Source organism: Microcoleus sp. T3_B1 (genome assembly GCF_036700445.1).
Taxonomy (GTDB): domain Bacteria; phylum Cyanobacteriota; class Cyanobacteriia; order Cyanobacteriales; family Microcoleaceae; genus Microcoleus.
In genome coordinates, this window is sequence record NZ_JAUBOX010000164.1 from 1 (window position 1) to 5,198 (window position 5,198).

Genomic DNA, 5,198 nt, shown 5'->3' on the forward strand with positions numbered 1-5,198 from the left:
ATAATTCTGGTATCATTTAATTGTTTTTTGGGTAAGAAGCTTTCTTACCCTATCTTTTTTCATGCTATTTGTCTAGAATTGCCGGACTGTATGACTTTCAGGCGACCTGTCGCCCCGTCAGCGGTCTGGTTCTCGTTCTAGAAAATGGAAGTTCTAGAGAGAATTGGCTAACTGAACTTGTACGCTGGTACACCCAGACTCCAAATGCAAAGCTCGTCAGACCCGACCCGATTAGGGATACCAGTTGTCCGAACCAGACGAGACTGATTTTCCCAAGCGCTAAGAGCGCTATCCAACGCTTATATTGCTTAAGCGATCGCTAATTTTTCCCTCAACTGCCGAAATAGCTACTACGCGGGGAGAAGCTAAATAGTTTTTCGCCGTTGGATCGCCGCTTCGCCCTTTGAAATTGCGGTTGGTCGCATAAACCCCTGTCTCTTCTTGAGTAAGTATCCCAAGTCCGGCATTAATACAAGCGCCACAGCCTGATTTGAGAATGGTGGCTCCCGCCGCTTCAAATATTTGCATATACCCTAAATTCTCAGCCTTTTGGCGCACCTCAAAAGAAGCGGGCACGATAAAAAGGCTGACACCCGGAGCTATACGGCGACCTTCAAGCACCTCGGCAGCTTGAGCGAGATCGAAAAGTTTTCCCCCGGTGCAAGAACCAATAAAAGCTTTGGTAATAGGAATTTCTCCTAACTTGCTAATACCAATTACTTGGTCTGGTTTGGGGGGACGAGCGACCTGCGGTTCTAAATCGCTCAAATCAAACTGATAGATTTGTTCATAAGATGCCTCGAAGTCGCTACCAACGTCCTCAAATAAATCTTGACCGCAGTTTTGGAGATATTGGCGAGTTGTTTCATCAGGAGCAATTACCCCGCACATTGCACCGCACTCAATCGCCATGTTCGAGAGTGTCATGCGTTCTTCCATTGGCATCTGATCGATAATACTCCCTCGGAATTCCATGACTTTCCCCGCAGCGCCGTCACAGCCAATTTTGCTGAGAATAAATAGGATGATGTCTTTGGCAGCAATATATTTGGGCAAAGTTCCTTCTAGTCTAAAAAGTAGGGTAGGGGGAACCCGCACCCACATATCCCCCATCGCAAAAATATTCGCCATATCCGTTGTTCCCACTCCAGTGGAAAAACATCCAAAGGCTCCGTAAGTGCAAGTGTGAGAGTCTGTCCCCGCTACAATTGTACCTGGATGAATGAAGCCCTTTTCTGGCAGCAGAACGTGACAAATGCCAGCAGCTTCTCCTGGGGAAACCATATCGAACAAATGGCAGCCTTGCAAGCGGGCAAACTGCACCATTTCTGAGTATAATGAAGTGGCTTTAGGGTCTACTCGCACGTCGTTGACTTGAATAAAGTGATCCGCTACTAAAACAACGCGACTGGCATCCCAAAGTTTTGCTTCTTCTCCAAAATTCTGGTAAAAGACATCAGCAACAGGTGCGGCTACGGCATCGTGAGACATGGCTAAATCGACTTTAGCAAAAACCATCTCTCCCGGCTGAACGTAAGCATTGCCAGACGCCCGTGCCAAAAGTTTTTCTGTCAGAGTCATCGCCCTAGCATAAGTTGAACTCTGGGGAACAGAAATTTCACCTTTCTGCCGCTTTTGGTTAAAGGGAATTAAGCCGCCTGCCCTCACAATAGCTTCGACGACTGGATTATTATTAGGCTGGGAGTAAATTTCTAAGGTCAGACCAATATTGATGCTATTTCGGTAAAATATTTCGGCAAAAGACAGAGCGCGTATTTTTTTTATGCCAGCAGCTTTTATGGCAATAGGCGCATTTTCTCGGCTAGAACCGCAGCCGAAATTGCGTCCGGCTTCGATTTCTTCATAGCCTACAAGGTTTCCTTCACCAATCAGATGTTCAAAAGCATACTGCTTTAAATACTCTGGGTCGGCAGTAGTACACCGTTTTGCCGGAATAATATCGTCTGTATTGATATCATCTCCAAAAATCAACACTTTCGGTTCGATTGTCATAAGTTCTCCCTACTGCTTGTTTATCAAAGTTAACTACCGAGTTGTTGGACTATCAACTCGGTTAAAGTTTCCGCGTTGACTAAGATTTCTTGACCTTGGGGGGCTAAGTCTGCCGTGCGGTAGCCCAAGGCTAAAACTTTTTCGATGGCTTGAATTAGGTTGATAGCAGCATGGGTTTCCCCCCACTGCTGAAGCATTAAAACAACTGCCCCCATCGTTCCTAGAGGATTGGCAATACCCTTCCCGGCAATATCTGGTGCTGTGCCGTGTATGGCTTCATAAAGACCGAACCCGCGTTCGTTCAGACTGGCAGAGGGTAATAACCCGATGGAACCTACTAACGCTCCTCCGATATCGCTGAGGATATCCCCAAATAAATTTCCTGCTAGAATCACATCAAATCGCTTAGGCTCCCGCACGAGTTGCATGGCTAAGTTATCCACTAGCATGGGTTCTACTCTAACATCAGGGAAATGTTCGGCTTCCTCCTGCACTAAACGGCTCCAAGGGATTTGTGGCAGAGCATTTTCTTTATGGGCGACGGTAAGCAAACCTCGGCGCTCTTTTGCTTTGCCTAGAGCTACTTTAGCGATGCGGCAGATTTGCCAGTCGTAGTATTTCATTGTATGAAAGCCATAATAGCCATTGTCGTCTTCTGTTCGTCCTGATGGTCCAAAATAAATTCCGCTTACTAACTCTCGAACAAATAATATATCGGCTCCTTGAATCTTGTGCGGCTGAAGGCTGGATTTATCCAATAAAGTTTCAAAGGGACGCACGGGACGAAAATTGATAAAAAAGTCGAAGTGTTGACGAAGTTCGAGAATCCCGCCTCTCGTGACGGCTCCGAATAAAATTCCATCAGCACCTTCGCATAGTTGGGCGGTTTGGTCGGGGAAGAATTTTCCAAATTCATTGAAGGCAGGTTGTCCAATTAAGCCATAGTCTATAACTAGAGAAAACCCTTCTAGTTTTGCTAAATGCAGGAAAACTTTTAAGGAAGCGTCTACCACTTCTGGCCCGATGCCTTCGCCAGGGAGAGCTACCACGCGATACGGCTCAGTCATTGAAAAATCCTCGCTCAAATAACTCGACAACTTCTTCTGGGGAAAAGCACCGCTGCTCTTGAATGGAAAGGGATTTGATTTTGTCTCGCATTCGGTTGTAATCTTCAGGAGTAAGCGGTTTGTTGAGTTGCTTCTCAAACAGGTACTGAAAATTGCTAGAACCGCTGCATTTGCCAAACCAAATTTCTGGCGCGGCGTGAGGAAAAATATGGTAGCTATCTGGGTCGCGTAAGAAGCCGTTAACGTGAATGCCGCTTTCGTGACGAAGGGCAGCTTGGGAGTAAGGGGAAGCAGGACGAACTCCTAGTGAATCGAGGTAGTCTGTGACTTGGGAGAGGGCTTCATAATTAATGCCCTCTACTTCTATCCCAAAGCGCAATCTAAGTCCATTTAAGACTTGCTCTAGTGGGATATTACCCGCCCGTTCGCCAATGCCTCGGAATGTGCCTGAAATCATAGAAGCTCCCGCGATGACAGCTTGGAGGGTATTTTCGAGAGCCATGCCTAAGTCATTGTGAAAATGCACTCCTAAAGCTGCATTGTTGACCAATTCTAGAATGTCGCGAACCCATACATAAGTTTTCTCTGGAGTAAGGATGCCCATTGTGTCGCAGAGGACAAAGTGTTCGATGTAGGGTTGAAATTCGCGAATGCACTGAACTAAAAAGTTAAAATCAGCCCGGCTGGCATCTTCGGCAGCAAACTCTACTTTTAAACCGACTTCTGCACTCGTAGCATAGCGCAGATTTTCCAAAACTTTATTAATCATGTTCTGGCGGACGCGGCAGACAAGTGCATTAGGGAGATTGTCATCCTTTATTTTCTCTGGGTGCGCTGTTAAATTGCGGACTTCTGCATCTCTTAAAAGTAAAAGGCGATCTGAAACGGCATAGAAGAGGATAATTCGTTCTATTCCGCAAGCTTTAGCTCGATCGATAAATTGTTTACCAAGCATTGTGGAAGCCGTCATGGTGCTGCCTAAGCCTTCTGCTACCAAGGTTTTTAGTAAATGTTCTTCGGTTTCGTGAACGGCTGGCATTATTGCTATTTGGTGGATTCCAGCTTGGCTGATGAGTTTGGCTAAAGTTTTTTTTGTTTCATAAGGAAAGAAAAGCCCAGCTTGTTGTTCACCATCTCGGAGGGTTTCGTCAGACATGATTAAGGGAAGTGTTGGCATAGGATATCTCCCAAAAAATAGGGTTTCTACTGTTATCAATTAAAATTTTCAAGCCGCGCTAAATTGCATCGGGTCGTTCATATTCCACAAACTGCACGCGCGGATATCGGTAAACTGCAACTGTCACCCCTATAGCTAGAATTTCCATCCTAATAAATAGCAAGCCAATACCTCGACCCGGCCCACGCCAATGATTTGACCGATACTTCCAGCTAATAAACTATTCCTCGCCATTAGAGATTCAAAGATTCGTTCAGCTAGTAGAGGGCTAGCCACAACATAGGCAGCGGGAATACACGACCAACAAATCATATTGATTACTGAACCATACCGCTAGCGCGAGGTAATTGTTCTTTCGGTACTAATAAAGAGGTCGAAGCAGTGTAGGCGGGTAACTGAAAGGCTTTGAATATGGAACTGAGGCCAACTGCAAGGTAGATGTGCCGTGTGCTGGTACACCCAGACTCCCAACGCGAAGTTAGTCAAACCCGACCCAATTAAAGATATTAGTTGTCCGAACCAGACCAGAAGAAAAACACCCATTCCACCTTTAAAGGGACGGAGATTCTTAAGACTACGCATGATGGCTAATTTCTGCTATTTGGCGGTTATTTTGGCTCAACTTCCAACACATAGCCTTCACAATGTAAGTCGGCGGCCTGAAAACCCAACCGTTCTAAACCTTGATAGTGCTGCACGCAAGTTTCCAGATTTGGCAATCCTACAGTGGGCTGGATATTGTCAAAACGAGAAGAGAGGAGACTGGACATAACGCACCCCATAATGTTTAGGGGATTGGTAGGCTTAAACTCGTCTGACCATGTATCTTCGTCCATGTTTTTCTTCATTAATTCTGGTAGGTAGATGACCGTTTCTATCGGGTCAGGTGCGTGAAGGGCTCCACCTTCGGTAAACAGAATATCTTTGTGTTTCTCAAAGCG

4 protein-coding genes are annotated in these 5,198 nt (G+C 45.8%); all 4 read right to left on the bottom strand.

The window, feature by feature from the left end:
* Nucleotides 1-288: 288 nt before the first annotated feature.
* The gene (locus QT990_RS35230) at nucleotides 289-2,013 is read right to left on the bottom strand and encodes an aconitase/3-isopropylmalate dehydratase large subunit family protein (protein ID WP_333466379.1); all 1,725 of its coding nucleotides are present in this window, start codon (nucleotides 2,011-2,013) and stop codon (nucleotides 289-291) included.
* Nucleotides 2,014-2,042: 29 nt separating this feature from the next.
* Nucleotides 2,043-3,080, bottom strand: coding sequence for a 3-isopropylmalate dehydrogenase (gene leuB / locus QT990_RS35235; RefSeq protein WP_333466380.1), 1,038 nt, complete (start codon nucleotides 3,078-3,080; stop codon nucleotides 2,043-2,045).
* Nucleotides 3,073-4,257 (bottom strand): 2-isopropylmalate synthase, encoded by a 1,185-nt coding sequence (locus QT990_RS35240; protein ID WP_333466381.1) that lies wholly within the window; start codon nucleotides 4,255-4,257, stop codon nucleotides 3,073-3,075. Before QT990_RS35240 ends, leuB begins: the two co-directional genes overlap by 8 nt.
* Nucleotides 4,258-4,865: 608 nt before the next feature.
* Nucleotides 4,866-5,198, bottom strand: a 333-nt coding sequence (locus tag QT990_RS35245; protein WP_333466382.1) for a hypothetical protein, incomplete at its 5' end; no start/stop codon positions are given.